A 1527-nucleotide genomic window follows, 5' to 3' on the forward strand; every position below is an offset into this window, starting at 1 on the left:
GCTATATGGGCATACAGCATAATTCAAAAAACGAGAAGCGTTTTATATTTTCGGTTTGGAGCGCTTACAACACCAACGACCCGAAAGAGATCCCGTCTGACTATGCAGTAACCCTTATTAAAAAAGGCGCAGGCGTGTTTACCGGCGAATTTGGTAATGAAGGTTCCGGTGGCCACAGTCACCTGGTATTTAACTGGAAAGCCGACGTTGTTTACAAACTGCTTGTTGGCGCAAAACCGGCCGGCGACCATACCATATTTACCGCCTACTACTACGCCCCTGAAAACGGCGAATGGAAATTAATAGCCCAATGGGATAAAACCAAAACCGGCGGCAAACTGCTTACCGGCCTGTACTCGTTTGTTGAAAATTTTGGCGATAATGGCGCGGATTATTTTTCGGCCCGTTACGGCAACCAATGGATCTGCACCCCAGGCGGCAAATGGCTGGAGTTAACCACAGCCCGCTTCACCACCACTGCCGATAAGGTAAAACATCCCAGATTTGATTATGGCAGCGGTGTTGACGGAAAATGGTTCTACATGTTTTCGGGAGGATTTAAAACAGTTGGCGTTACACCTTACGGCACCGTAATAACCAGGGAGGCCAATGGTATCCCTCCAGCTATTGATTTTGATAAACTGCCGCAACAATAATCCCCACAGCAATAAAAATCTATTAACCCCACCCGCCTTTGTGCGAATACCTGTCATTGAAACCTCGTATAAATTATAATGAGCAATTGCAATAAAAAAGCACAAACGTTTGCGTGTGGGTTTCATTTACCTATTTAAGTATGTTTGGTTTAGTTAATCAAAATAATATGATCGATGATGTACTCATAAGCTATGGATTAAGCTTAATTGGTTCTAAAATTGCCCCTTATGGCTCGGGTTTAATAAACCATACTTACAAACTAACCGCTAATAACCAAAACTATATCCTTCAGGAAATTAACACCAATATTTTCAAGGCTCCGTACCATATAGTCAACAACCTGGCTTTAATAGAAAAGTATATCAATGAAACCGCACCCGGCTATTTGTTTGTAGCTCCTTTAAAAAGCCTCAATGGCGACTTTATAGTAAAAGCTGCCACAGGCGAGCATTACCGGCTATTCCCCTTTGTGCAGGGCTCGCACTCGGTTGATGTTCTGAAAAACGAAAAAGAGGCTTACGAGGCGGCTAAACAGTTTGGCAAGTTTACCTACCTGCTTAAAGATTTTGACATCAGCCTGCTTGAATATCCCCTGCAAAACTTCCATGACCTGCCCTTAAGGTTTGATCAGTTCAAAATAGCTGTAAAAAACGCAGAAACCACCAAGCAGGAAGAGGCTGCCGCCGAGATAAATGAGGTATATAAACACCAGCATATTTTAGAAACATACAACCAGTTGATCAGCGGTCAGGAAATACCTATGCGCGTGGTACATCATGATACCAAAATAAGCAACATCCTCTTTGATGATGAGCAAAATGCACTATGTCTTGTTGATCTGGATACCGTTATGCCCGGTTACTATCTGAG

Annotated in this window: 2 protein-coding genes; both read left to right on the plus strand. The window is 43.1% G+C overall.

All coding sequences use genetic code 11. The features are described from left to right. Window positions 1-656: DUF3472 domain-containing protein (locus VF500_RS07015; RefSeq protein WP_330858984.1), on the plus strand; the 656-nt coding region annotated here is incomplete at its 5' end. A gap of 167 nt (window positions 657-823) precedes the next feature. Continuing rightward, window positions 824-1527 (plus strand): aminoglycoside phosphotransferase family protein (locus tag VF500_RS07020; protein WP_330858985.1); only part of this gene is annotated, 704 nt, incomplete at its 3' end.

Source organism: Mucilaginibacter sp., assembly GCF_036383575.1.
In the GTDB taxonomy this organism is placed as follows: Bacteria; Bacteroidota; Bacteroidia; order Sphingobacteriales; family Sphingobacteriaceae; genus Mucilaginibacter.